The 2,363-nt window shown below is 63.8% G+C and carries 1 protein-coding gene; it reads left to right on the top strand.

The genetic code is table 11. The features are described from left to right. Positions 1-112: 112 nt before the first annotated feature. Complete coding sequence (locus tag ACGVWT_RS19125) at positions 113-2,299, top strand: phage terminase large subunit family protein (RefSeq protein WP_394427812.1); 2,187 nt, start codon at positions 113-115, stop codon at positions 2,297-2,299. Positions 2,300-2,363 lie beyond the last annotated feature (64 nt).

The following is a 2,363-nucleotide window of genomic DNA, read 5'->3' as shown; positions in this document are numbered from 1 at the left end:
CCTTCGCGGTTCGCGCCCCTGCTCGCCGCCGATCTCGATATCGATGGCGCCACGCTGGCGGAGGCGCTGAAGCCGTATGTCCACCAGCAGCTTGACGAGCTCGGCGAGCCGGATCTCGACTTCACCGCCGTCGAAAGCTGATCGTCTCCGCCGGGCTAGCCGACGCGGTTGGACGCCGCCGCCGCGTATCAGCCTACCCGAATGGGCAGATCGATATCGCGTACTCGCCAAGGAGGCGGGCAGCACCTCGGGCAAATATCGCACCGGGCGTGTGGAGATCGCCCGCGGGCCAATGCTGGCAGCGACGGAGCCAGGCTGCCGCAAGATCTCGGCGATGGTCGCGACGCAGTTGCTCAAGACGACGCTGATCGAGAACATCACCGGGTATCACGCCCACCTCGACCCCTGTCCGATGCTGATCGTACAGCCGAAAGACACGGCGGCCCTTCAGTTTTCGAAGGAGCGCGTGGCGCCCTTCATCAAAGCGACGCCGGTCCTGCGGGGGCTGGTCGGCGCTTCTAAGACGCGCGACGCCGGCGACACGCTCGATTACAAAGCCTTCCCTGGCGGCTTCCTTGGTATCGTCGGTGCGGGTAGCCCCGACAACCTCGCACGCCGGCCGATCCGGATCATCCTCTTCGACGAGGTCGACAAGTACGCGCCACTGAAGGAGGGCGACCCGCTCCTCATTGGTGCCGAGCGCCTCGCCACGTTCGAATCCAACTCGCTCGACGTTGCGGTCTGCTCGCCAACGGTCACGGGCGAGAGCAAGATCGAGGTTCGCTTCAACCAGTCCGACCAGCGTCGCGCGTCGGTCGCCTGCCCTCATTGCGGTCATCGCCAGTTTCTCGACTTCTTCCGTCACGTTCATTGGGAAAAGGGAAAAGACGGCAAGACGCACCGCCCGGAAACGGCGCAGGTTTACTGCGAAAGCTGCAAGGAAAGCTGGACCGAAGGTCAGCGCCTGCGCTCGCTCGGCACGATCCGCTGGCATCAGACGCGTCCGTTCGAATGCTGCGGCGTCTTCCAAAAGCCGCTCGATCGCTACGAGGCTGAGTGGCATAGCGAGACCGGGTCGGCGGCGGTTGATCGCATCTGGGACTGGTGGGAAGGCCCTCGGCACGCCGTTTATAGGGCAAAGTGCAGCGAATGCGGCACCTGGGCCGTGCCGAACATCCATGCCGGTTTCCAGGCGGGCAAGCTCTATAGCCCGTGGCAAAACGATTCCCCGCCGCGGATGGCCGAGAAGTTCCTCGCCATCACGGACGAGGACGGCAAGCTCACCTTCTATAATACGCAGTTGGCGCTGACCTATCGCAAGCACATGGCCAAGCAGGTCGATGGGCATGCGCTGCTCGCCCGCCGCGAGAATTGGCCTGAAGGGTTCGTACCCAACGGCGTCGCGATGCTGACGGCCGGCATCGATACGCAAGATTACCGCATCGAGATCGAAGTCGTCGGATGGGGGCGCGACGAGGAAAGCTGGTCAATCGAACATCACGTCATCGACGGCGAGATGAGCGATCCCGATGTTCGCGCCCAGCTGGAACGGTTCCTATCGCGGACGTGGTATCGAGCCGACGAGCGACCTTTCACGATCGCCGCAGCGTGCCAGGACAGCGGCGGCCACCATACGGACGCTGTCTACGCATTTTCGAAGGAAAACCTGCGACGTAAGTGGTGGGCGATCAAAGGCGAGAGTGCGCGGACGGGTTTTCGTAATCCGCTGTGGCCGACCAAACGGCCGTCCTCGCGATCAAAAAAGACGTTTCGGCCGATTATTCTCGGCGTGAACGCCGGTAAGGACACCATTCTTCAGAGCTATCTGCCCAAGCCCACTCCTGGGCCTGGGTACATGCACTTCAACGGGGATTGGGACCTCCCCGCCTTCGAACAGCTCACGTCCGAGCAGATCGAAATTAAAGGCGAAGGTTCACAGAAAATCCGCCGTTGGGTCCCGATCGCCGGACGGGCGAACGAACGCCTCGACTGCCGCGTCTATGCGCTCGCCGCGCTTCGCGGCCTAATGCACACTGGCCTGAAGCTGAACCGTGAGGCGGACAAGGTCGGCGCGGAGGTGACGCCGCATACCGAGGTGGTCGGCGATCCTGACGATGGGGATCGCGACGAAAGCGACCACCTCCCCGACGCTGAAGCGCCGCCGACACCGGCGATGCCGAGCTCATCGCCAGCGCCACCGGCGACAACCGCTGCTGCTCCGGTTGTGTCAGTCACTAGCGCCGCACCGGCCAAAAAACTGTCGCTGGGCGCCCGGCTGGCAAGAGGAGGACGGCCATGAGCCTATTCGACGGCCTGCCCGAACCGCAGCTGCGCGCCGCCCTGGCGTCTGCGCAAGCGGCTCT

This window comes from Sphingomonas sp. S6, from assembly GCF_043498045.1.
GTDB lineage: Bacteria > Pseudomonadota > Alphaproteobacteria > Sphingomonadales > Sphingomonadaceae > Sphingomonas.
The sequence above is the reverse complement of the archived record's forward strand: the minus strand, read 5'-3'. Positions and strand labels throughout refer to the sequence as shown.